Source organism: Bradyrhizobium sp. (assembly GCF_036735945.1).
GTDB lineage: Bacteria > Pseudomonadota > Alphaproteobacteria > Rhizobiales > Xanthobacteraceae > Bradyrhizobium.
In genome coordinates this window covers 1-20,485 of record NZ_DAINNI010000089.1, presented here as the reverse complement: position 1 = coordinate 20,485, position 20,485 = coordinate 1, and the positions used below count along the sequence as shown (strand labels likewise).

Sequence of the window (20,485 nt, the reverse complement as noted above, 5' to 3'; positions counted from 1 at the left end):
AGGTCAACACCTGCTGCTCCAAATCGAACGATCTGGAATTGACCCAGACCGGGCTTGAAATGAAGAACGTGGTCGAGCAGTTCCGCGAACAGGTCCAGAATCTGGAGTGAGGGATGGTGGCTTCCGGTCTCGACGGAGTTGAGCGGCGCGGGCTGATGTTCGTGCTGTCCTCGCCCTCGGGTGCGGGCAAGACGACGCTGTCGCGCATGCTGCTCGAGCGTGAGCCGGGCCTGAAGATGTCGGTCTCGGCGACGACGCGCTCGATGCGGCCCGGCGAAGTCGAGGGGCGCGATTATTTCTTCGTCGACAAGCCGAAATTCGAGAAGATGGTGGAGCAGGGCGAACTGCTCGAATGGGCGACCGTGTTCGACAATCTCTATGGCACGCCGCGCGCGCCGGTCGAGGCGGCGCTGTCGGCGGGGCGGGATGTCCTGTTCGACATCGACTGGCAGGGCACCCAGCAACTGCATCAGAAGGCGAGCGTCGACGTGGTCCGCGTCTTCATCCTGCCGCCCTCGGCCGCCGATCTCGAGAAACGCCTGCACACGCGGGCGCAGGATTCGGACGAGGTGATTCGCGGCCGGATGAGCCGCGCCACCCATGAACTCAGCCATTGGGCGGAATACGACTACATCGTCGTCAACCAGAGTGTCGATGATGCCTTCGCCGAGGTGCAGTCGATCCTCAAGGCCGAGCGGCTGAAGCGCGAGCGCCGCGTCGGCCTGACAGAGTTCGTGCGCAAGCTGCAGCGCCAACTCGAGAAGTAGCCGCCTCGTCCGTTTCGATCAACTCTGCGCGCTGCGGGCGAGGCGGGCCAGCATTTCCGTGACCTGCTGTTCGCGCTCCCGCTGTTGCGGCACAGGTCGCCGCTCCGGAGGCGCGTAGGATCGATCCGGGGCCGGCCGCTCGCGGGGCACGCGTGTCGCTCGTTCCTGGAACGGCCGGTCCTGGAAGTTGCGGTCCTGAAAGTTCCGGTCCTGGAAGCTGCGCTCCTGGAAGGTCTTGTCCCGCGGGGCGCGGGCGCGCTGCATGCCGCTGGTGGCGCGCCGCAGCTTGGCGTCCTCGTCCTGGAACGTCGGCTGCGGTGCGCGCTTCCTGGCGCGGGCGGTGTCCCACATCGCGCGCCGCTTGCGCCGCATCGCGCGGCGGGCCCGCATGCGGCCGATCCGGACGATCGCGCTGACCGTGAGGCCGGCGAGCGCAAGCGCCGCCGCCATCACAATGAGCAGCATCTGGAACGAGGCGGTCGGCTTTGCCGGTTCTGCTGCAACAGCCGCGACCTGCTCCGCGGTTGGCTGCTGAATGTAGTCGGCTCGCGGCTGCTGCTCGACGGCCGGCGTGGTGGCCGCAGCCACCTGAACTGGGGCCGGATTGGCCGAAGCGCTCGCGACGGGCGTGTCGTTCCAGCGTGCGTTCGAGAGCGGCGAAGGCGCCAGCACGTTTGGCATCGTTGCACGCTCAGGGGCCTGAACGGCGGGCGCAGGGGGCGCGGCAATCAATCGGGTTTCTGCCTGGACCGGTTCGGCGCGGGACTGCTGGGCAACGTATTCGGCGCGTGCCTCGGTGAATTTGCGCGTCCGCGATCCGTCGGTCGAAGGCGGTGAAGCCGGAGCCGATTCCGGCGGCGCGGCGCGCGCGAACCTGTCGTCGGACTTCTCGCTCTCTTCGCGCAGATACCAGCACTGCCGCTTGGTGACGCGATCGATGCGGTAGTACCAGTGACTGCCCGCGGGGGTCGCACCGCTCGGCGTCGTCAGGCAGCTGTCCGCGACCTGGGCGACCTGCACGCTCGCTTCAGCCGTTCGATCCGTCGCCTGGGCCCGCAGACCAGTCACGGTGGCGAGGTTCGTTCCAGCCACGACACCGGCAAACAGAACCGGGACGAACTTCACGGAACACTTCGACATCTGCGACCCCGAACACGCAACGCTACGCTAATGCTGCAAATTTGCTTAGAGAGTTAGGTCGCAATGAGCCGCGATTTTGGAGCAGATGGGGTAAAATTGCGGCCTGCCAGCCGCCTCATTTATGGTCCACTAAGTACATGAAAGTCTTTGAAAAATCGGAGCGCTTCGCACTCCCGCCGAGACTATTGTTTAGAAGCGGTCCAGCGTCCCCTGCATCCGTCGGACCGGACGAACGAGCCGGAGCCGCTGCGGCCCGAGAATCGGCCGGTGCTGGTCCAGCTCAGGCCCTGCATGGAGCCGCCGGTCCGCGTGGCGCCGTTCGGGCTGACCGAGCCGGAGCTCAATTCGCCCGACACTCTGCCACCCGAGATGACGAACCGCTCGGTCGCGCTACCGCAGGGCGTGCCCACGGCGACGGAAACCCAGGTGCCGTCGAAATTGCCGCCGCCACCGCTGCCTTCGCCGCCACTCTTGCGCGATGCGCGGCGCGGCTCCTCGGATTCGGGCTTGCCACGTCGTGCCGGCCTGGAGGGTTCAGCCGCGCGCGAGCCGGACAGCGACTTCTCCTCGTTGCCGATGCTGCCGCCGGCGCTGCCGGACTGCGCCAGAGCCGCGCCTGACATGGCGATGGTGACGAGGAGCGAGCGGAGGCCAATGCCGATCGAATGTCGAGCCATATATTCCATCGAGAATTTCATATTGAAATTTTCCAATATTTCCTGCCGCTTGGCGAACCGGCTGGGCTACTGCTTCGACGCCGTCCAGTTCCCCGTGCAGCCATCCGATTGCCGGAACGTCCCGCCGCCGCTGCGTCCCGAGAGCCGGCCGGTCGTGATCACGGTGATGCCGCCGTCGTTGGTCGTGGCGTAGACCCGGCCGTCGGGGCTGACGGTGCCGCGGGCGTTCTGGCCGATGATCTTGCCGCTGGTGACGACCACGGCGTTGCTGCCGGTGCCCTGACAGGTGACGCCGCGGGAGCGGACGATCCACGCGCCGTCGAAATGGGTGCCTCCGCCGCCGCCTTTTTTCGAGGGGCGGGACTCGTCCGCATCCGGTTTGCTGCGGCCTTGCTTCTCCTGCTCATTGGCGCGCGGCGGCTCGCGCGAGCCGGACAATGATTTCTCCTCGTTGCCGATGCTGCCGCCGGCGCTGCCCGATTGCGCATGAGTAACGACGGACCCGCTCGCCAGCGCGATCAGCAGGGCAACGGCAAGGATGGCGGGCGAGGGGCGGGCGGCATGTCGCATTAGCGGGCAATTCCAATATCGAACAACGGATTTCAGCGGCCCGATCCATCGGCACAGACCGCGCCAATAATGCGGCAAGATTTGCCAGTCTTTCCGCACTCGTCAAGCGCGGCGTCCCGGGCGCGCTGGACGGTGTCGCGCTGGACCAGCGACCAGGATTTCCCTGAAATCGCGAAGGCGCCGCATCGCGAGCCGTAGAAGGAGAGCTCCATCGGACATTTGCTGCTGCCGCAATTGCCGCGGGCGTCCTCGATCGCCGCGCGGCGCGACGAGTGATTCCAGGACATGCCCCATTTGTCGCTGTCGGGCCCGTAAACGATCGAGCCCCACGGCTTCAGGTCCTCCATCTTGCGCAGCCGCGTCAGCACGCCTTCGGTGGCCTCACCCGATGGCGTCATCCTGACCTTTTCCTGAAACCTGGAGATTGCGGCACGCATGCCGTTCTTGCTGTCGAGCGGCTCCGGATCGTAATTGAGCTCGAACAGGCGGTCGCTCAGTTCGCGCAGCAGCACCGGATCCTTGATCGGGATGCGGTCGGGATCGGGGCGCAGCGTCGAGACCAGCGGCTCGGGCTGCGGCGCGACCGCGGCGACCTGCTGCGATGCCGGGGCAGGCGGCACGAAATAGAAATTGCCGTCGATCGGCGAGGACGACACCCAGGGCTGCTGCGATCCGCCGGTCTGCCGCTTCACGGCGAGGCCGACCTGGTTGAAGGTCTGGAAGATGTCGAGCCCGGCCTGCTTGATCGTTGTCGCCAGCGCCTTCGTATAGGGGCTGTGACCGTCGGTGCCGTCGAGCGCGACATTGCCGGGCTGCGTCGCATAGGAGATCAGCGTGCCCTCCGGCGCCCGCATCTGGGCGAGGCCGCCGTCGGAGGCGCGCAGGCCGCGCGCGCCGAACGGATTGTTACGGCAGGCATCGAGGATCACCATGTTGAGCCGCGTGCCCGAACCCTGCATCTGCCGCAGCACGAGGTTGACGTCGACCATCTGGAAATCGACGTCAGCCTCGCGCACCGGATTGGCGCTGACCGGCACCAGATAGTTCGAGCCGGAGACCTGCACGCCGTGGCCGGCATAATAGAACAGCGCAACGTCGGCGCCCTGAACCTGCCGGCCGAAATTCTGCACGGCGAGGTCCATCGCCGGCTTGTCGAGGTCGAGCTGGGCACGGCCGCCGATCAAGGTGAAGCCGAGAGCTATGAGCGTCTCCGCCATCAGCGCGGCGTCGCTGCGGGGATTGTCGAGCCGGGTCACGTTCTGATAGGCGGAGTTGCCGACGACCAGCGCCACGCGTTTTTCCGCCGCGGCTGGTGCGGCGAGGGCGACCGCGAGCAGGGATGCCAGCGCCGCGATTTTCCAGATTGTCCTGCCGAACGCCCCGCCCATCTTCAATAAGCCTCTAATGAAATAATGACAGATTATCAGGGCGTCGGTTCAGCGAAAAGCTGCGCGGCGCCGCAAAACCCGGCCCTGGCGCGCAAGATCAACCGGTGCTCCGATACGTATGGTTGTTTTCGAGAGAGGCAGCTAACGCTGGATGTGACATTTAACGCTGGATGTGACATTGCGATCTCGCGGCGCGTAACGCCCGAAGTTTTGCATCGATGCTGCCCTCTGAAAGCAGAGGGGGCAGAGAAAGCCGGGTGCCCAAAGCACCCGCAGTCGTGCGCGCAACAACGCACACGGCAGACCGCAGGCGCGCCGGAACACCCGGCTTTCCCTGCGCGATGGTTTTAACGGCCTATGGCGCGCTCTTCCCGGAGCCGAATTCCTCTGGCCTCCGTCGCCGATGAATTGACGATGGATCGAAGCCCGGTCGGGCTCGACCATCTCCACCGGCTTGACACCAGCAACGGGTGTCGGAACCACACGCTTTTGCCGTCCGCAGCTTCCCTTGCAAGGTGCGCTTCGGCGAGCCCATGTGCTGCCGGCCGAAGATCCCGCAAGAGCGTTTAAGCGCCGGTCGTCCGCGCGCCGTTCGATCGCTCACAGGCGAAAGCCCGCCCTGCAATCACACCGCGCGCCTGGCGCTGCTGCGTCCACCGCATTCCGGCCCAACGTCCGTGACGTTCGCGAGACGCCCTCATGGCGGGCTGGAACAGGCGTAGTTGTACGGCTGATTTGGGTGAAAGCGATAGCGGAATATTTTTGATTCTCGGGCTTGACGGCGTTTCTGAAAATCAGAAGTGATTTGCCCGTCGTGCCAGTTTGCCGCAGGCAGCTCGCGACTGGATTTACCGGACATGGAAGCGCCATGACCGCGCGAGCCATTTGGTCGGAACGGCAATTGGTGGCTTGCCGCGTGATGCGACGGCCTGCCGCGCCGTTCGTGTGAAGCACATTACACCGAAGCTCCAGATCGTGCGGCAAGGTAGCTACACGGTCGAACGATCAACCAACAGGAGGAAGACATGCGTTCGCTCCTTGCTGCCACCGGAGTTGGAGTGAGCCTCGCCATCGTACTCGCCACAAATGCGCAGGCACTGTGTGTTTCGCGTTCGCAGCTCAGTGGCCAATGGTTGTCTGACGATGGAGGCACGTATCACGTCAGACGTAACGCCGGCAACGTCGTGTGGTGGATGGGAAAGAGCGGCGATGGCGGACGATCGTGGACCAACGTGTTCAAGGGCGTTTACAATCCCCAGACCAATCTCATTACCGGTGATTGGTCGGACGTGATCACCAGCACGAATATCAATTCGGGCTCTCTGACACTCCGGCTCAACGGCACGCTGCAGCACGTCAATGGCTTCGATAAAGTGTCCGGGTCCGGCGACGGCTTTGGCGGAAGCAGATGGTTCTTCCATTGCGCGGACAGCTGAGCGCTTCCAGAATAGGCATACAGCCTGCGGATCAGTTGATCGGCCGTCGCAGTTTGGCGCAAGGCAATAGCGCTGGACTTGCTGGACGCCGCGAGCCGCAGGCCGGACAAGCGATCTGCTTGTCCGGCAAGAGGTGATGGCTCTCAATTGAGATGGTGATGCAGCTTAGCTGATTGGCGAGCCCCAGCAATGGTCTCGCCAACTCAACGCTCAACTCTACTGGCAGACGTACATGAGGCCGTCGCCGCCCTTTATCGCGGTGCCGGGTATGCAGCCGATGCCGTTGCGGGCAGCGTAATCCGGCCAACCTGTGTAACTCCAGCCTGCGCCGCTCCACGGGCCGCCGAAGTAGTACGCTCTCACGGCGTACCAGGGGAGACCATCCGCGGTATAGTAAGCCGCGCCCGATGCGTAGCCACGTCGAGTGATATAAACACGGGCCTGTGCCTCTGCCTTGCTGGTGAGCGAAAGGCCATCTTGCCCCTTCCAGCCTGGCGAGAATGACAATGCACATGCGAACGTCAAAGCGGAAATAGCCAAAGTACCAGACGTCATTTTCATGTTCATTTCCTCCATTGCCCCATCGTATTGTCCGGCATCCCCAAGGGAGGCGAATTGACTTGGATCAACGGGGGAGACCGTCGCCTACCGCATCCAGCCGGAGCTTCCGGCCAGGCGACGTTCGTCCAAAAGGAGGCAATGGGTCAGAAGCCATTACCCATGATAAGCCCGCGCCTTCCAGTGCCGATTTAAATGGACCACGGCGCAGGATTCGAAATTCCGGATACCCATGAGCGATCAGAGCGCGCTCATGCGCCTCGTCGCCATGAACTTGCAGCGCTCAACTGGCGATCGTGAAGCTTGTTCACCGCCCCGCTTGTTGCCGTGTCCCGCACATCCAGAGCAGCGCTCCATAAGCTGGTTCATCACGCGGTCGTTCTGAAACTGTCCCTGAGGCCAATCCATTGGCATCGTGGAATTCAGCGAAGAACAGATTTGTGCCAGTTGGCGATACCGATCCTGTCGGCCACGCTGGCCGCTTGACCTATGTCAACGCGGCATCTCCGGCGAGCCTTAGCTGGGAGTCGGAGCCGGGGCCCCAGTGCGGTAGATGCACCTTACCACGGGAGGGAGTTATGCGGCAGCTTCGATTGTCACTCACGTTCGCCGGGCTTGCGCTGAGTACCGCGTTAGGACTGCTGGCGACCGCAGTTACCAGTCATCCGGCGAGCGCTGTAGTCTACTGCCAGTATGTCGAATATCCAGTCGGCTGTGTCGCAAGGGCCGGCGTTGTGCTGAGGCCGCGTCCTGTGGCGCGCGCTGCCGCCCGCGAAGCGGTCCGTCCGGGAACGCCAATGAACCGAGGCGGCCCCGTCGATCGTGTCGGCCGTCGTTGAATCCAGATCGACGTTTCTATGATGCTCTCGGGTGATTTCGACGATCAGGCGCGGCTGGTTGTCCAGCATGCGGCTGTGCCGGAGCGGCGATCTGGTTCGCGTTGCTTCGCGCCTCTTCGGCCGTCAACACGAAATCGCCGGTGATCGCGGCCTTGCTGTCGCCAGGGGCGTGTGCGAAATGATTGCGGAGAAGGTGAGCCAGGGCGGGCCGCGCTGAGGCGGTCGCTCCTTGCCCCGATGCTTCCGCCTGTCCGAAACAACCGTCCGCGTTGGACAACGATCGAACGTGCGGCATCAAGCACGACTTCGACATCAAAACGACTCAGCCAGGACCTGCAGCAAGGTGGCTCTCGGTTTTGGTTGAGGCTGCCGGCCTGATGTTTTAGATGACGGACCTGCGGTCGCCGGGATTGTAATCCCGGCCGATCGTGCGTGCTCAAAACGATGATGGATACTAAGTGCTAAAAGCCAAAAAGGCCGGCGCCGGCGCGGCGAAGAAAAGCAAGGCGTCGCCGCGTTCCTTGATCTCCTCTTCCTCGCCGCTTGGCATGTTGGCGCTTCATCTCCTCGAACAATTCGGGAAGTCCGGCCGCAAGGGCATCGTGTTCCTGGCCGAAGACGAGAACAGGGCAGAGCGGCTCGGCGGCATCCTCCATTCGCTCGACCGTTCGCTCGACGTGCTGGTATTTCCCAGATTGAACACCTTGCCGTTCGATGGGCTGGAGCCGTCGCAGGAGATCGCGGGCAGGCGGAGCTCGGTGTTGCGGCGTCTCGCCAAAGCCAGGAAGCCGGTCTTCCTGGTGTCGACGGCGGAGGCGATCATGGAGCGGCTGCCACCGCCCGCGAGCTGGGGGCGTCTCAGCCTGAGCCTGAAGGTCGGGGCGCGCTTTGCCGAGCAGGAGCTCAAGGCCCAGTTGGAGGCGCTCGGATACGATCTCGACGAGGAGGCGGAATATCCGGGCACTGCGCTGTTTCACGGCAAGACCTTCGAGATTTTTCCAGCGGGCGCGCTGGGTCCGTTCAGAATCGAACATTCCGGCGCAGCGATCCGCAAGATCGTGGCCGTCGATCCCGGAGAGCACGATGTCGTGTTCGAGGTCAGGGAGCTCATTGTCGATCCGATGTCGGAGCGCCTTGCGTTGAAAGGCAAGCGGGGGCAGCGGGCGACATTGTCGGACTATTGTAGCCGCGCGCGGTGGATCGCGGACGCAGCCGTTCCCGGCCATGCCGATAGCTGGCTGAACACGATTGCAGAGTCGGCGCCTCGCCGGGAGGCGGAACGCGAATATATGGATCGAAGAGACTGGAAGAAGCTGGCGAAGCGCATCAGCGTGCTGCCGCGCAAGGCCGCCTTTGCGGCGACGCCCGACTTTTCGAAGCTGGCGGCGCCAAGGAAGGCGCTCCGTGCGTTCATCGCCGACACGCAGGATGCCGGATCGCGGCTGCTGTTTGTCGCGGCGGTGGCGGACGATTTGCGCGCGATGGAGCGCATCGGCGGGATCAAGGCGGAGCGATTCGCCGACTGGAACGAGGCGACGGCAGCAGGAAGCAGCGAGGGCGCGCTTCTGGCTGATTTCGACGCCGGCTTCATCGGTTCCGGCCGCAAGCCGCTTGTCGTTGTGACGGCATCCGATGTGCTCGGCAGCAGGGCGCATCACCCGCAGCCGATGGCAAGAGCCTGGACCGCGGCGTTCGATCACCCAGACGTACCGGAGCGCGGCTCGGTGGTGGTTCACCTGCAGCGAGGGCGGGCCGTGCTCGACGGCTTGCAGGCCCTCAGCGCAGGCGGCGGGGAATCGCGCGATATGATCAGGCTCGAGTTCGCAGGTGACGATGCCGTTCTGGTTCCCCCCGCCGATCTTGCCCTGATCTGGCCTTACGCGACCGAACTCGGCAAACTGGCGTTGGACAAAGCGGACGGCAGCACGTGGTGGGGAAGGCGCGGCGAGGCCGAGCAGGAAATCCAGATCGCGGCCAGGGAACTCGGCAGGCATATCGCCCAGCGCCGTCGCCGGCGTGCGCCCAAGCTGGCCGCGCCAGGGCATGCCTATGAGAAGTTCGTCGCACGCTTTCCGTATTTCACGACGCTCGACCAGGCGAGGGCCATTCAGGACGTGCTGGACGATCTCGCGTCCGGCCATCCGATGGATCGCGTTATCTGCGGCGACGTCGGCTTCGGCAAGACCGAGGTCGCCATGCGGGCGGCGGCGGCGGTCGCGCTGTCGGGGAAACAGGTTGCCATCGCCGTGCCGACGACGGTGCTGGCCAGGCAGCACGTCGCGAACTTCCGCAAGCGGTTCGTTCCGCTCGGTATCGAGGTGGGAAGCCTGTCGCGGGCCACCTCGGCTGCGGAAACGAGGGAGACCAAGGAAGGATTGCGCAGCGGCAAATTGAAGGTCGTGGTCGGCACGCAGGCGCTCACCTCGAAGGACGTGCGTTTCGCCAACCCAGCGCTCGTCATCATCGACGAGGAGCAGCATTTCGGCGCGGCGGAGAAAGCGAAACTCTCCAGTCTCGCAAAAGGCGTCCATACGCTCTGGATGAGCGCCACGCCGATACCGCGCACGTTGGCGGCAGGCCTTGCGGGCTTCCGGGATCTCAGCGTGATCGCAACGCCGCCGGTTCACCGGCTGCCTGTCGTCACCAGGGTCGCGCCGCTATCGGACGCCGCGATCGCCGCGGCATTGCTGCGCGAGCAGCGACGTCACGGGCAGAGCTTCCTGATCTGTCCGCGCATCCAGGATCTGGAGCCGATGCTGGCGCGGGTGCAGTCGGCGGCGCCTGATCTCCGCATCGTCTGCCTTCACGGCAAGCTGCCCGCCGACGAGCTCGACGACCGCATGATGAGCTTCGTCGAGGGCAAGGCGGACGTTCTGCTCACAACCAATATCGTGGAGAGCGGCCTCGACATTCCCCGCGCGAACACCATCGTCATCTGCTGGCCGGAAAAGTTCGGCCTGTCGCAACTGCATCAGCTCAGGGGCCGGGTGGGGCGCGGCGGAACGCGGGCCTTCGCGCATCTGCTGACCGAGTCGGCTTCGGAACATTCCGAAAAGCGCCTGGCCATTCTGGAAGAGTTCAGCAGGCCGGGCGCGGGTTTTGCCATCAGCGAGCGCGATCTCGACCTCAGAGGCGCGGGAGACCTGTTCTCGGAGCGGCAATCCGGCCATGTACAGGTGTTCGGGCCGGTGCTCTACAGCCACCTTCTGAAGCGGGCCTCGGAGAAGACGGCCGACAGGGCCGGCGATCTCTGGGTGCCCGACCTCAACCTGCCATTCGCGGACACGCTGCCGACGAGCTACGTGCAGTCGGCTGCGGTGCGGCTGGAGATTTATGGCCGCGCCGCCAGGTGCCGCAGCGAAGACGAACTGGAGGAACTTGAGGAGGAAACTGCGCGGCGCTTCGGCCGGCTACCGCCGGCGGCGCACGATTTCTTCGCGGCCGCGAGGCTCAGGCTCGATTGCAAGCGCCGCGGCATCGTGCGGCTCGATGTCGGACCGGAGGCCGTCGCCGCGACCTTCCTGCCCGGCCGTCTCCGCAAATCAAGATCGAAATCCCTCGTCCGCGACGGCGATCGCGTGGTCCATGCCGGCAATGGCAAGAGAAAGCCGTTCGATCGGGTCGAGGAATTCCTGGAGTGTCTGGACGATTGAGGGGCGTGATCAGCCGCAGTTCCAGACCGGGCCGATCGGCGTGCGCGTCCAGCACGGGCCAAAACTGCCGCCATTGTAGCGGCCGCCGTAAAAGCCGGGCCGGCCGAAATAATGCCAGTTGTCGTCCCACCCATAATATTGCGGGACCGGATCGATATACCAGGGGCGCCGGTTGGCCCGCGCCAGCCGCGAAGACAAGCCTTTCAAGGCGTAGGGTGGAACGGTGTTGTTCGGCGGCTGACGATAGCCCGGCAGAAAGCCGTAACCGTGCCAGCGTGGCGCCGGCCGCTTGTTGGGCGGCGCAGCGGTTGCGACGGCGGGCAGCAGTGTCAGGATGATGGCAACCGATGGGAAAGTAAGGCGCAGCATCGGCGCACCATAGACGGCCGGCCGTTGCGGGGCGATTCAAATCTCGGTCAGTCCCGGCCGTCGCTCGACGCGCTTGCGGCTGGTGCCGACCTTGACTGCCTGAATGCTTCGATTGGGTCACCTTGAATTGCATCGCGAGGTGAAGGGGCGCGTGGTATGAGCCAAAGCTCAGTCCGGCGCCATCCAAAAGGTAGCAATTCGTCACGCTGCTTGTGAGCTGGTTAACAATTGCCGTCGTCGCGCGGCCCTATGTTCCGCGTGGGCGGGGGGATCGCGATGGAACGAAAGATTCTATTTGCCAGGGCTAAACTCCTGGTGCGCAGGGAAACTCTCCAGAAAAAAATCGCCGAGTTGCAGAAGCTCAAGGAGCAGGTCCGGCTCGCCGAGATCGCCGCCAAGCAATCGTCCCATGCCGCGGAGTAGGAAGTCGGCCGCTGCCTTGAGCGGCGGCGGATGCCGTGCGACGGTCGAGCCATGAAAACCGCTATCGTCTATGTCGGCGCCGCGATCGCGGAGATCGCCGGCTGCTTTGCCTTCTGGGCCTGGCTGCGTCTCGACAAGCCGATCTGGTGGCTGCTGCCGGGCCTGCTCTCGCTCGTCGCCTTTGCCTATCTGCTGACGCTTGTCGGGACCGACGCGGCAGGACGCGCCTACGCCAGCTATGGCGGCATCTACATCGTGGCGTCGCTGGCCTGGCTCTGGATGATCGAGAGCGTTCGTCCCGATCGCTGGGACGTCGCCGGCGCCAGCCTGTGCCTGATCGGCGCGGCGGTGATCCTGTGGGGGCCGCGCGCGTGAAGTTCGGCGCGACGCGTCACGGCAATCGATCGCAGTGACGCGTCGCGCGTCGGTTCAGTTCTTCAGCACGATACGGCCGACGACCTTGCCGGCGCGCAGCTCCTCGATCCATTTCTGGACGTCGGCCATCGGCTCTTCCTGCATCGGCGTCGGCTTGATCTTGCCGGCGCGGGCGAGCGCCATCAGTTCCTTGCCTTCGGCGAGCGTGCCGACCATGAAGCCCTCGATGGTCATGCGCTTGTAGACCCACTGCACCATTGGCAGGCTGAAATTGCCGCCCATCAGGCCGGAGACCACGATCTTGCCGCCGCGCGCCACCGTCGCGACCGCAAACGCCATCGATTTCTCGTTGCCGGCGAAATCGACGACGCCGTCGAAGCCGCCTTCGGTCTCTTTCAGGATGCGCCGGACGATTTCAGGCTCGGAGGGATCGTAGGCGTTGGCTGCGCCGTTCTTCAGCGCGGTCTCGCGCGCGGCCGGCGAGAGATCGGCGACCGTGATGTTCTGCTTGAACATGGCTTGGGCGAACGACAGTCCCATCATGCCGACGCCGCCGAGCCCGATCAGCAGGAGATTGCGCTGCCGCGGACGGTCGGCCAGCCGCTTCAGCGCGCCATAGGCCGTGACGCCCGAGCACATCAGCGTCGCCGCCTGGTTGACCGGGAGCGGATCATATTCGAGCAGATATTTCGCGTCGGGCACCAGCACGTGGGTGGCAAAACCGCCGTCGATGGAGACGCCGAGAAAGCGCTGCTTGACGCAGAGGTTCTCGTCGCCATTGGCGCAGTCGCGGCACTGGCCGCAGCCGATCCAGGGGAATACCGCGAACTTCTTGCCGATCATTTCTTTCGGGGCATCCGGGCCAACTTCATCGACGACGCCGGCGATCTCGTGTCCGAGCGTGAACGGCAGCGTCATGCCGCGCGTGGTGTCGAGCTTCTTGCCGCCGCCGAGATCGGCGTAGCCGTCCTGGATGTGCAGGTCGGAATGGCAGAGGCCGCAGCGCTCGATGCGGACGAGAACCTCGCGGCCCGCCGGCTTCGGCGTGTCGATGATGGTTTCGCACAATGGCGCATCGAATTTGACGAGGGATTGGCGGACCATTCGCGCCATGGCGTTCACTCCTTATACGGCGTTTGCTTTTGTGCCTCGTATATCGGTCAATTCACGGGCCATGGCAACAAAGCCCGAGACCGGGATGGTCTCGGCGCGCCTGGTCGCGTCGACGTTCGCAGCCTCGGCGAGGCGCGCCGGATCGACCGACAGTGATTTCAGGCTCTGCCGCAGCATCTTGCGGCGCTGGCCGAACGCCGCGGCCGCCACCTGTTCCAGCGCGCGGCGGTCGCACGGCTCCGGGGCAGGGCGCGGCACCAGGCGCACCACCGAGGAGGTCACCTTGGGCTGCGGCACGAAGGCGGCAGGGGAAATGTCGAACAGGATTTTGGTCTCGGTGCGCCAGTTGGCGAGCACGGCGAGGCGGCCATAGGCCTCCTCATTCTCCCGCGCGACGATGCGCTCGGCGACCTCGCGCTGGAACATCAGGATCATCATGTCGTACCAGGGCGGCCACGGCTCGATCGAGAGCCAGTCCACCAGCAGCGCGGTCGCGATGTTGTAGGGCAGATTGGCGACGATCTTCGCACGCTCGCCGCCGAGCATCGGACGGGGATCGAAATGCTGGGCGTCGGCGTGCACGATCTCGAGCCGCCCGGGATAGCGCCTGGCGATGTAATCGAGCGGGGCCAGCGCGCGCTCGTCGCGCTCGACCGCGATGACGCGTTTGGCGCCGAGCGCCAGCAGCGCGCGCGTCAGCCCGCCGGGGCCGGGGCCGATTTCGATCACGGTGGCGCCTTCGAGCGGACCGGCGGCGCGCGCGATCCGCGCGGTGAGGTTGAGGTCGAGCAGGAAGTTCTGGCCGAGCGATTTGCGTGCCGACAGGGAGTGTTGGCGGATCACCTCGCGCAGCGGCGGGAGATCGTCGATCGCGCTCATTGTGGTCTGGTTGCCGCCATGCGTGCGGCGAGCCGTAGCGCCGCGGCAAGGCTCGACGGATTGGCCTTGCCGGTGCCGGCAATGTCGAAGGCGGTGCCGTGGTCCGGCGAGGTCCGGATGAACGGCAATCCGAGCGTGACGTTGACGGCGTCCTCGAACGCGATGGTCTTGATCGGGATCAGCGCCTGGTCGTGATACATGCAGACGGCGCAGTCATAGGTCTTGCGCGCCGCGGCGTGGAACATGGTGTCGGCCGGCAGCGGGCCTCGGGCGTCGATGCCGTCCCGGCGCAGCGTCTCGATGGCTGGTGTAACGATGTCGATGTCCTCGCTGCCGAGCGAGCCATCCTCGCCGGCATGCGGATTGAGGCCCGATACCGCAAGCCGCGGCCGCGCCAGGCCGAAATGCGCTTGCATGTCGGCGACCGCAATCCGCGCTGTCGTCACGATGAGGTCGCTGGTGAGCTGGGCTATCGCCTCGCGCAGCGACAGATGGATGGTGACGGGAACGACGGCGAGCGCCGGCGACCACAGCATCATCACCGGCTGCGGCGCGATCTTCCCGTCGGCGGCAAGCTCGGCGAGATATTCGGTATGGCCGGGATGGCGGAAGCCGGCGCGGTAGAGCACGCTCTTGGCGATCGGATTGGTGACGACGGCGCCGGCGCGTCCGCTCCTGACATGCTCGACCGCATGGCGAATCGAGGCGAGCGCCGCGCTCGCGCTGGTCTCATCGGGCTGTCCGGGGCGGGCGGTGGCGGTTTCGCCGGTGGCGACGACCGGCAGGGCTTTTGCGAATGAAGCGCAGGCCTCCTCCGGCGTGGCGTCGGCGAACTGGACCGGCAGGCCCAACAGCTTCGCCCGCTCGGCGAAGAAGCCGCGGTCGCCGAGCAGATAGAACGGCGGGAGATCGAGTTCGCCGCGGCGCAGCCAGGCGGCAAGCGCGATGTCGGGTCCGATGCCGGCGGGCTCGCCGGATGTCAGCGCGAGAGCCCGGTTCGGACCACCGGCCATCAACGGCATTCGATCATCGCGGCCTTGCGGATCTCCGCCAGGTAAGCCTTCGACTTTGCCTCGTACTTCTGCGTGTACATCTTTTCGCGGATTTCGCGCTTCTTCGGCGTGTCGATCTTGGTCGGCTTCCGCTCGCACAGCGCCACCATCTCGACGCCCTGCTTGGTGATTTCGGGCGGGGTCAGGTGGCCGACCGGCGTCTTGTCGAGGAGCTCGCGCAGTGGGCCGGGGATGTCGGCCGAGGTCTTGGTGACGGCAGGGCGGATCGCGGCATTCTGCATCGACTTGAAGTAGTCGTTGGCCTGGTCGCAGCTCTGCACGCGCTCGCGCAAGGATTCCGCCTCCTTGCGGCGCTGATCGATCGCGCCTTGCGCTGAGCCGCGCGGCACGATCAGAACGATCGGCTGCAGCTTGTATTCGAAGGCATCGACCTGGGTCGACTCGCCGCCTTGCTGGGCGGCGGTGGCGACGTCCTTCTCGCCGACCTGCAGGCTTTCCTTGAAGCGGCCGCGCACCAGGCTGCCCCAGACCATTTCCGACTTGAGGCGGGCTTTCATCGTTTCCGGCCGCACACCCTGGCTCTCCAGCGATTTGGCGAGCTGGTCGGAGGTGATGCGCATGCGCTGGGCCATCCCCGCAAAGGCCTGGTCCAGCTCGCTTACGCCGGGATCGACGCCAAATCGCCTGGCTTCCTTGATCTTGACCTTGTCGTTGATCAACTCGTCGAGGATTTCCTGCTTCGCTGCATGCTTGCGCGTGGTCAGGAAGTCGAGCTTGGTGCGCTGCTCGATGTCGAGGCTGGTGATCGGCTCGCCGTTGACCATGCAGGCAATGGACTGGGCCGGCAGCGGCGAGATCCCGGCCGCCAGCGTAGCGAGCGCGAGGGCACAGCCGGCAGTCAGGGAAGGCAGTCGGCGAGGAGGGAGCATAGGAGTGGTCATGTCATATCAACCGCATCGAGCATTCGTACCGCATTTTCGCTGGGTACTCGCCGGCACGGTCGGGCCTTACTGGATGCCGCCAGTGCTGCTGGCCGACGAGGACGAGTTCGCAATGGTCCGCAGGCCGATCTGCAACATGAACGCATGATTGAGCACTGGCGGCGTCGTCCCGGCCGAATAGGTATAGGACGTGACGTAGTTGGCCGCGAGCACGAAACAGTCATCCACATAGCCTGCGCCGATGATGTACTGGTTCAGCTTGTTGGCTTCAAGGTCCCAGCGTGCCGCACCCGACACCACCCAGTTCGCCGCCAGCTTGATCGAGGCGCTGCCGAGCAGGCCTTCGCGCCGGGTCAGATAGCCGAGTTCCGGCTGGGCGGCGTAGTTGCCGTACAGCATGCTGACCGACCAGCGGTCGAACGAGGCGCGTCCCTCGGCCTCGAAGCGGTTGACGTTGAGCGTCGCCTCATCGATGCGCGAGCGCACGCTGAACGTATAGGTCCGGTTCGGCGAGTAGTTGACGCGGGCGACGTAGTCGGACCGGGTGTTCTGCAGGCCGGAATTGAGCCCGGTGTTGGTGACGTCAGCCACCGCGAACGAGTTCAGGCCGAACAGCTGGTAGGACTGGCCGAACAGCACGTTGACGCTGCCGCCGCGATCGAACTGCGTGGTCGCCTGCACGCCGACATTGGCGCGGCCGCCGCCCTCGACACGGTCGTAGCCGGAGAACTTGTCGACCGCGAACAGGTTGCTGGCGTCGAACACCATGCTCTGCGCGTCCTCGTTGGGAAGCTTGCCGGCATAGGTCTCGTTCGGACGTGCGATGATCTGTGCGATCGGCTCGATCGTGGTGGTGCCCCAGGGCTGAACGTTGATGAAGGGGTAGCGATATTCGAGGCCGACCGTCGGCATCAGGCGGACCGCCTGCGTGTCGCCGACGGGCAGGAAGTTCGAAACGCCGGGCTGGTTCGAGATCGAGGCGTCGATGGCGTCGGCGCGCATGATCGCAAACGGCGTCCAGATCTGGCCGATCGGGTCGGTGTAGGAGCGCCGCCACTGGGCTTCAGCCGTCAGCCGCGTGTAGGTGCCGGGCACGCCGCGCAGCAGGCACTGCGAGGGAATGCGGGCCAGCGGATCGGCCGACGCGTTCAGGCACAGGCCAGTGGTGTTGGCCAGCGTCGTGATCGGGTCGAACGCCGCGGTGGTGCGCGACAGGCTGGTGAAGTTAGTCTTGTAGCTGACCTCGCCGCCCAGGATCGGGTGGTTGAAGACGTTGCTGTAGTCGATCACCGGATGGATCACCGGCACCTTGTCCTGGCTGCCGGAGAACGAGAGATAGTAGATCGTCCGCGCGTCGAAGAAGCTGCGGTTGCCGACGCCGGTCAGATAGAGCTGCGAAATCGCTTCCGTCGGCAGGCTCAGGAACGATCCGAGGGGATCGCGGTACTGCGCCAGCCGGTAGTCCGAGAAGAAGTAGTAGTCGGACAGCAGAACGCCGTCCCAGCCCCAGACCCATTTGTCGTTGAGCGCGAACTGACCCTTGGTGTCGATGCCGCCGCGGACGTCGCGGTTGCCCGGCTGCCCGGCGAACGCGCCGGGGTCGAGCTGGTTAATGCCGTAGGCGCGGATCTGGTACGAGCCGTTGATCAGCCGCTGGCGGAACTCGCCCTGGAACAGCACGCCCTGCTTGCTGGTGAAGCGCGGATTGAAGGTCGCGTCATAGTCCGGCGCGATCGCCCAGTAGAACGGGGTCTCGACGGCGTAGCCATAGGTCGAGTTGGTGCTGTAGGCGGGCATCAGGAAGCCCGTCTTGCGCTTCACGGTCGGGTCGGGCGTCGAGAAGTAGGGCAGATACGCCATCGGCACGCCGAAGAATTCGAGCTGCGCGTTCTCGAAGTACAGCATCTTGTCGGTCTGGTTGTGGATGATGCGCGCACCCTTGACCTGCCACAGCGGCGGCTTCTTCGGATTGTCCTTGCACGGCGCGCAGGCCGTATACACGCCGTTTTCGAACACGGTGTAATTGCCCGCGGAACGATCGGCGCGCGACGCCGCCATGCGCGTGTCGTCGGCGGTGTCGACGCGCAGCGAGTCGACGAACCCGTCACGGTAGTCGTCGCTCAGATCCATGATGTTGGCGTAGGTGACCTTGCCCTCGGCATCGGTGAGGCGGATGTTGCCTTCCGCATGCAGCCGCTTGGTCTTCTGGTCGTAGACGACCTTGTCGGCCTCCACGCTGGTGCCGTTGTAGAACATCTGCACGTTGCCGACCGCCGACACGCGCTGGTTGTTGTAATCGTAGTCCACCTCGACCGCTTGCACGACCATCCTGCCGTCATTGCTGACCGGCCGCGGCGGCGGCTTGGGCGGGCGCGGGTTGTAGGTGAAGGTCTGCGCCGACGCCGGCAGCGTCAGGACAAGCTCCATCGAGCCAACCAGGAGCAACCCGGCAAGCAGGGCAAACATCGGTACGCCAACGGCGGCCAAGCGGGCTCCACGGCGGCGCACATGGGTACGCCACCTGAACGCAGGCGACCTCAACTGGCGGGCGGCGACAACGGCCACTACCCGTCCTCCTGGTACAACAAGGCCAAGAATCCCGTGAGGCCGCCCACACAGACAGGCAACCACGCGGCAGCGATGGGATGCATCAACTCAGCCTTGCTCAAATCCTCAGTAACTTTCGATAGAACGTAGAGCAGAAACCCTGCGCCCACGCCACTTAAAACCATCTTCTGAACGCCGCCCATCCGGAAGAAGCGAAGGCTCACGGAAGCCGCCAACATCACCATTGCAGCCAGCAAAAATGGCTGTGCGATGAGCTTATGGTACTGCAGACGATACCCCGCGGTGGCGAAGCCGGAGCTTTCGGACGAGCGGATATAGCCGGGCAGTTGCCAAAAAGACACGGTTTCGGGGGTGGAGAAACTGTTGCGGACCTGGGCGGGGGTGAGGGTAGTTGAGAGGTAGTACGTCTCCTGATCAACCGGAGGTTTATCCAGGGAGTATCTACGTACCGATTTGAACGCCCAGCGGCCCTCCTCGAGGGTTGCCTCGCGGGCCTCGATTCGCTCCCTGAACTGCAGGTCCGGGTCGAATCGGAACACGGTGAGCCCGGTCAGCCGGACCCCCTGCTGCTCGCTGCGCGCAGCGTTGATGATCGACTGGCCATCGCTGTTGATCTGGTTGAGCCAGAAGCCGGAAGCGTCCTGAATGCCGCCGCCCGGCGCCGAGCCGAACAGCTCCGCTTCCATCCGCTTCGAGAGCTCACGCAGGTTCGCCGACATCGGATTGTAGGCGACCGTGGCCAGCGTCCCCAGGATGATCGAGCTGGCGAGCGCCGGCGAGATGAACTGCCAGGCGGATACGCCGGCGGCGCGCGCCACCACCAGTTCGAGCCGCCGCGACAGCGCCAGATAGCAGGTCATCGCGCCGATCAGGACGCAGAACGGCATCAGCTTTTCGAGCAGCTGCGGCACCCGGTAGAGCGAGGTCTGCGCCACCGTGATCGCCGAGACCGAGACGAGGCCCGAGGTCTTGCGGACCATTTCGATGTAGTCGACCAGCACGAGGAGCACGAAGATGCTCGCGAACACGCCCACCGCCGAGACCAGGAAGCGGCCGGCAAAGTATCGCCCGAGCGTATTGGTCATCATGCTCATGCGGTGGCAGGCCTCCCGAAGAGCCGCGCCAGCCGCGCATTCGACCGGTTGATCGCTTCCATCAGCGCCGCCGGCGGTTCCACCACGACGCCGCCGACGATCATCCACATTCCGATCGCGATAGCGCCAAACAGCATCGAGTACTGGACCAGCGCCATCGCCGGCGTCTTCACCGCCATCACCGAGCAGGCAAAGCCCGCCATGCGCAGGCCGAACACTGCCAGGATCGAGCCGCCGATCGAGAAATTGCGGCTCTGCCGGGTGGTGCGCGGCGTGCCGAGAAAGGCGAAGGTCAGGACGGCGAAGGCGAACGGATAGACCGGCGCGAGCAGGCGGTCATGCAGTTCGGCGTAAAATTGCCCGGAAAGCTGCTTGTAGATCGGATCGTCCTCCGGGGGCGAAATCAGCTCCCAGAGATAGCGTTCGCGAATGCCGAGCGCGACGTCGCGGCCGCGATTGGAGAATTTCGACATGTCGAAGGCGTAACGAACGAAGGCCACGAATGCCGGGTCGCGCTTGCCTGTCTCGAAACGTTCGAGATTGCCGTCCTCGAGCACCAGATAGGAGCCGGTCTCGTTCTTCAGCACCGTGCCGTGGTCGGCAATGATGGTGACGCGCTCCTTGGGGTCGCGGCGGTCGTCGACGAAGATGCCGGCGAGCACGCCGCCGGGCTGCCGCTCGC

20 protein-coding genes are annotated in these 20,485 nt (G+C 64.8%); 7 read left to right on the top strand and 13 right to left on the bottom strand.

Annotated features, from left to right (window positions below; all coding sequences use genetic code 11):
* Together V7E26_RS22260 and gmk are read left to right on the top strand one after the other, a co-directional pair.
* Nucleotides 1-110, top strand: a 110-nt coding sequence (locus tag V7E26_RS22260) for an endoribonuclease YicC domain-containing protein (protein ID WP_324420264.1), incomplete at its 5' end; no start/stop codon positions are given.
* A 3-nt stretch (nt 111-113) separates the two neighbouring features.
* The gene (gene gmk / locus V7E26_RS22255; protein WP_442893456.1) at nt 114-767 is read left to right on the top strand and encodes a guanylate kinase; all 654 of its coding nucleotides are present in this window, start codon (nt 114-116) and stop codon (nt 765-767) included.
* Nucleotides 768-785: 18 nt separating this feature from the next.
* On the opposite strand, the gene V7E26_RS22250 is transcribed toward gmk, so the two are convergent.
* The 4 genes from V7E26_RS22250 to V7E26_RS22235 all read right to left on the bottom strand — a co-directional run bounded on the left by V7E26_RS22250 (nt 786) and on the right by V7E26_RS22235 (nt 4,542).
* Nucleotides 786-1,892, bottom strand: coding sequence for a hypothetical protein (locus tag V7E26_RS22250; RefSeq protein ID WP_324420254.1), 1,107 nt, complete (start codon nt 1,890-1,892; stop codon nt 786-788).
* A 197-nt stretch (nt 1,893-2,089) separates the two neighbouring features.
* Nucleotides 2,090-2,605: a hypothetical protein gene (locus tag V7E26_RS22245; RefSeq protein ID WP_324420252.1), complete on the bottom strand. Its 516-nt coding sequence runs from the start codon at nt 2,603-2,605 to the stop codon at nt 2,090-2,092.
* A gap of 45 nt (nt 2,606-2,650) precedes the next feature.
* Entirely contained in the window at nt 2,651-3,154 is a 504-nt protein-coding gene (locus tag V7E26_RS22240; protein ID WP_324420250.1) for a hypothetical protein, read from the bottom strand.
* A 32-nt stretch (nt 3,155-3,186) separates the two neighbouring features.
* Nucleotides 3,187-4,542: a caspase family protein gene (locus V7E26_RS22235; protein WP_324420248.1), complete on the bottom strand. Its 1,356-nt coding sequence runs from the start codon at nt 4,540-4,542 to the stop codon at nt 3,187-3,189.
* Between the two features lie 1,025 nt (nt 4,543-5,567).
* Between V7E26_RS22235 and V7E26_RS22230 the strand changes: the two genes are divergently transcribed.
* Nucleotides 5,568-5,978, top strand: coding sequence for a hypothetical protein (locus tag V7E26_RS22230; protein WP_324420246.1), 411 nt, complete (start codon nt 5,568-5,570; stop codon nt 5,976-5,978).
* Between the two features lie 216 nt (nt 5,979-6,194).
* Here the strand turns inward: V7E26_RS22230 and V7E26_RS22225 are convergent, their stop codons facing one another.
* Nucleotides 6,195-6,554 carry a hypothetical protein gene (locus V7E26_RS22225; RefSeq protein ID WP_324420244.1) on the bottom strand — a complete coding sequence of 120 codons (360 nt, stop codon included), beginning with the start codon at nt 6,552-6,554 and terminating at the stop codon, nt 6,195-6,197.
* Between the two features lie 560 nt (nt 6,555-7,114).
* Between V7E26_RS22225 and V7E26_RS22220 the strand changes: the two genes are divergently transcribed.
* Entirely contained in the window at nt 7,115-7,375 is a 261-nt protein-coding gene (locus V7E26_RS22220; RefSeq protein ID WP_324420242.1) for a hypothetical protein, read from the top strand.
* A 548-nt stretch (nt 7,376-7,923) separates the two neighbouring features.
* Nucleotides 7,924-11,028 (top strand): helicase-related protein, encoded by a 3,105-nt coding sequence (locus V7E26_RS22215; protein ID WP_324420260.1) that lies wholly within the window; start codon nt 7,924-7,926, stop codon nt 11,026-11,028.
* 9 nt (nt 11,029-11,037) lie between these two features.
* Here the strand turns inward: V7E26_RS22215 and V7E26_RS22210 are convergent, their stop codons facing one another.
* Complete coding sequence (locus V7E26_RS22210; protein WP_324420240.1) at nt 11,038-11,397, bottom strand: hypothetical protein; 360 nt, start codon at nt 11,395-11,397, stop codon at nt 11,038-11,040.
* Between the two features lie 276 nt (nt 11,398-11,673).
* Here V7E26_RS22210 and V7E26_RS22205 point away from each other — a divergent pair, with 276 nt between their 5' ends.
* Nucleotides 11,674-11,820, top strand: a complete 147-nt coding sequence (locus tag V7E26_RS22205) for a hypothetical protein (protein WP_324420238.1) — start codon at nt 11,674-11,676, stop codon at nt 11,818-11,820.
* A gap of 51 nt (nt 11,821-11,871) precedes the next feature.
* Nucleotides 11,872-12,195 (top strand): YnfA family protein, encoded by a 324-nt coding sequence (locus V7E26_RS22200; protein ID WP_324420236.1) that lies wholly within the window; start codon nt 11,872-11,874, stop codon nt 12,193-12,195.
* 54 nt (nt 12,196-12,249) lie between these two features.
* Here V7E26_RS22200 and V7E26_RS22195 read toward each other — a convergent pair whose 3' ends face one another.
* From V7E26_RS22195 to V7E26_RS22165, 7 genes are all read right to left on the bottom strand, one after another.
* Nucleotides 12,250-13,308: an alcohol dehydrogenase gene (locus tag V7E26_RS22195; RefSeq protein ID WP_324420234.1), complete on the bottom strand. Its 1,059-nt coding sequence runs from the start codon at nt 13,306-13,308 to the stop codon at nt 12,250-12,252.
* 12 nt (nt 13,309-13,320) lie between these two features.
* On the bottom strand, nt 13,321-14,187 hold the full coding sequence (gene rsmA, locus V7E26_RS22190; RefSeq protein WP_324420232.1) for a 16S rRNA (adenine(1518)-N(6)/adenine(1519)-N(6))-dimethyltransferase RsmA: 867 nt from the start codon (nt 14,185-14,187) through the stop codon (nt 13,321-13,323).
* Entirely contained in the window at nt 14,184-15,200 is a 1,017-nt protein-coding gene (gene pdxA, locus V7E26_RS22185) for a 4-hydroxythreonine-4-phosphate dehydrogenase PdxA (protein WP_324420258.1), read from the bottom strand. The genes rsmA and pdxA overlap by 4 nt, the downstream gene beginning before the upstream one ends.
* A complete protein-coding gene (locus V7E26_RS22180) occupies nt 15,200-16,141 on the bottom strand; it encodes a peptidylprolyl isomerase (RefSeq protein WP_324420230.1) in 942 nt (313 codons plus the stop codon). The genes pdxA and V7E26_RS22180 overlap by 1 nt, the downstream gene beginning before the upstream one ends.
* Nucleotides 16,142-16,207: 66 nt before the next feature.
* Nucleotides 16,208-18,607, bottom strand: a complete 2,400-nt coding sequence (locus tag V7E26_RS22175) for an LPS-assembly protein LptD (protein ID WP_324420256.1) — start codon at nt 18,605-18,607, stop codon at nt 16,208-16,210.
* 98 nt (nt 18,608-18,705) lie between these two features.
* Nucleotides 18,706-19,803, bottom strand: a complete 1,098-nt coding sequence (gene lptG, locus V7E26_RS22170) for an LPS export ABC transporter permease LptG (protein ID WP_324420228.1) — start codon at nt 19,801-19,803, stop codon at nt 18,706-18,708.
* Nucleotides 19,800-20,485 (bottom strand): LptF/LptG family permease (locus V7E26_RS22165; protein WP_324420226.1); only part of this gene is annotated, 686 nt, incomplete at its 5' end. The genes V7E26_RS22165 and lptG, both read right to left, overlap by 4 nt.

Bases quoted from the DNA above. Each gene is read 5' to 3' on its own strand.
- V7E26_RS22175 (WP_324420256.1), bottom strand. From the start codon at position 18,607: ATGTTTGCCCTGCTTGCCGGGTTGCTCCTGGTTGGCTCGATGGAGCTT.
- V7E26_RS22205 (WP_324420238.1), top strand. From the start codon at position 11,674: ATGGAACGAAAGATTCTATTTGCCAGGGCTAAACTCCTGGTGCGCAGG.
- V7E26_RS22215 (WP_324420260.1), top strand. From the start codon at position 7,924: ATGTTGGCGCTTCATCTCCTCGAACAATTCGGGAAGTCCGGCCGCAAG.
- pdxA (WP_324420258.1), bottom strand. From the start codon at position 15,200: ATGGCCGGTGGTCCGAACCGGGCTCTCGCGCTGACATCCGGCGAGCCC.
- V7E26_RS22245 (WP_324420252.1), bottom strand. From the start codon at position 2,605: ATGAAATTCTCGATGGAATATATGGCTCGACATTCGATCGGCATTGGC.
- V7E26_RS22230 (WP_324420246.1), top strand. From the start codon at position 5,568: ATGCGTTCGCTCCTTGCTGCCACCGGAGTTGGAGTGAGCCTCGCCATC.
- V7E26_RS22210 (WP_324420240.1), bottom strand. From the start codon at position 11,397: ATGCTGCGCCTTACTTTCCCATCGGTTGCCATCATCCTGACACTGCTG.
- V7E26_RS22200 (WP_324420236.1), top strand. From the start codon at position 11,872: ATGAAAACCGCTATCGTCTATGTCGGCGCCGCGATCGCGGAGATCGCC.
- V7E26_RS22225 (WP_324420244.1), bottom strand. From the start codon at position 6,554: ATGGAGGAAATGAACATGAAAATGACGTCTGGTACTTTGGCTATTTCC.
- V7E26_RS22180 (WP_324420230.1), bottom strand. From the start codon at position 16,141: ATGACCACTCCTATGCTCCCTCCTCGCCGACTGCCTTCCCTGACTGCC.
- gmk (WP_442893456.1), top strand. From the start codon at position 114: ATGGTGGCTTCCGGTCTCGACGGAGTTGAGCGGCGCGGGCTGATGTTC.
- V7E26_RS22220 (WP_324420242.1), top strand. From the start codon at position 7,115: ATGCGGCAGCTTCGATTGTCACTCACGTTCGCCGGGCTTGCGCTGAGT.
- V7E26_RS22235 (WP_324420248.1), bottom strand. From the start codon at position 4,542: ATGGGCGGGGCGTTCGGCAGGACAATCTGGAAAATCGCGGCGCTGGCA.
- lptG (WP_324420228.1), bottom strand. From the start codon at position 19,803: ATGAGCATGATGACCAATACGCTCGGGCGATACTTTGCCGGCCGCTTC.
- V7E26_RS22240 (WP_324420250.1), bottom strand. From the start codon at position 3,154: ATGCGACATGCCGCCCGCCCCTCGCCCGCCATCCTTGCCGTTGCCCTG.
- V7E26_RS22195 (WP_324420234.1), bottom strand. From the start codon at position 13,308: ATGGCGCGAATGGTCCGCCAATCCCTCGTCAAATTCGATGCGCCATTG.
- rsmA (WP_324420232.1), bottom strand. From the start codon at position 14,187: ATGAGCGCGATCGACGATCTCCCGCCGCTGCGCGAGGTGATCCGCCAA.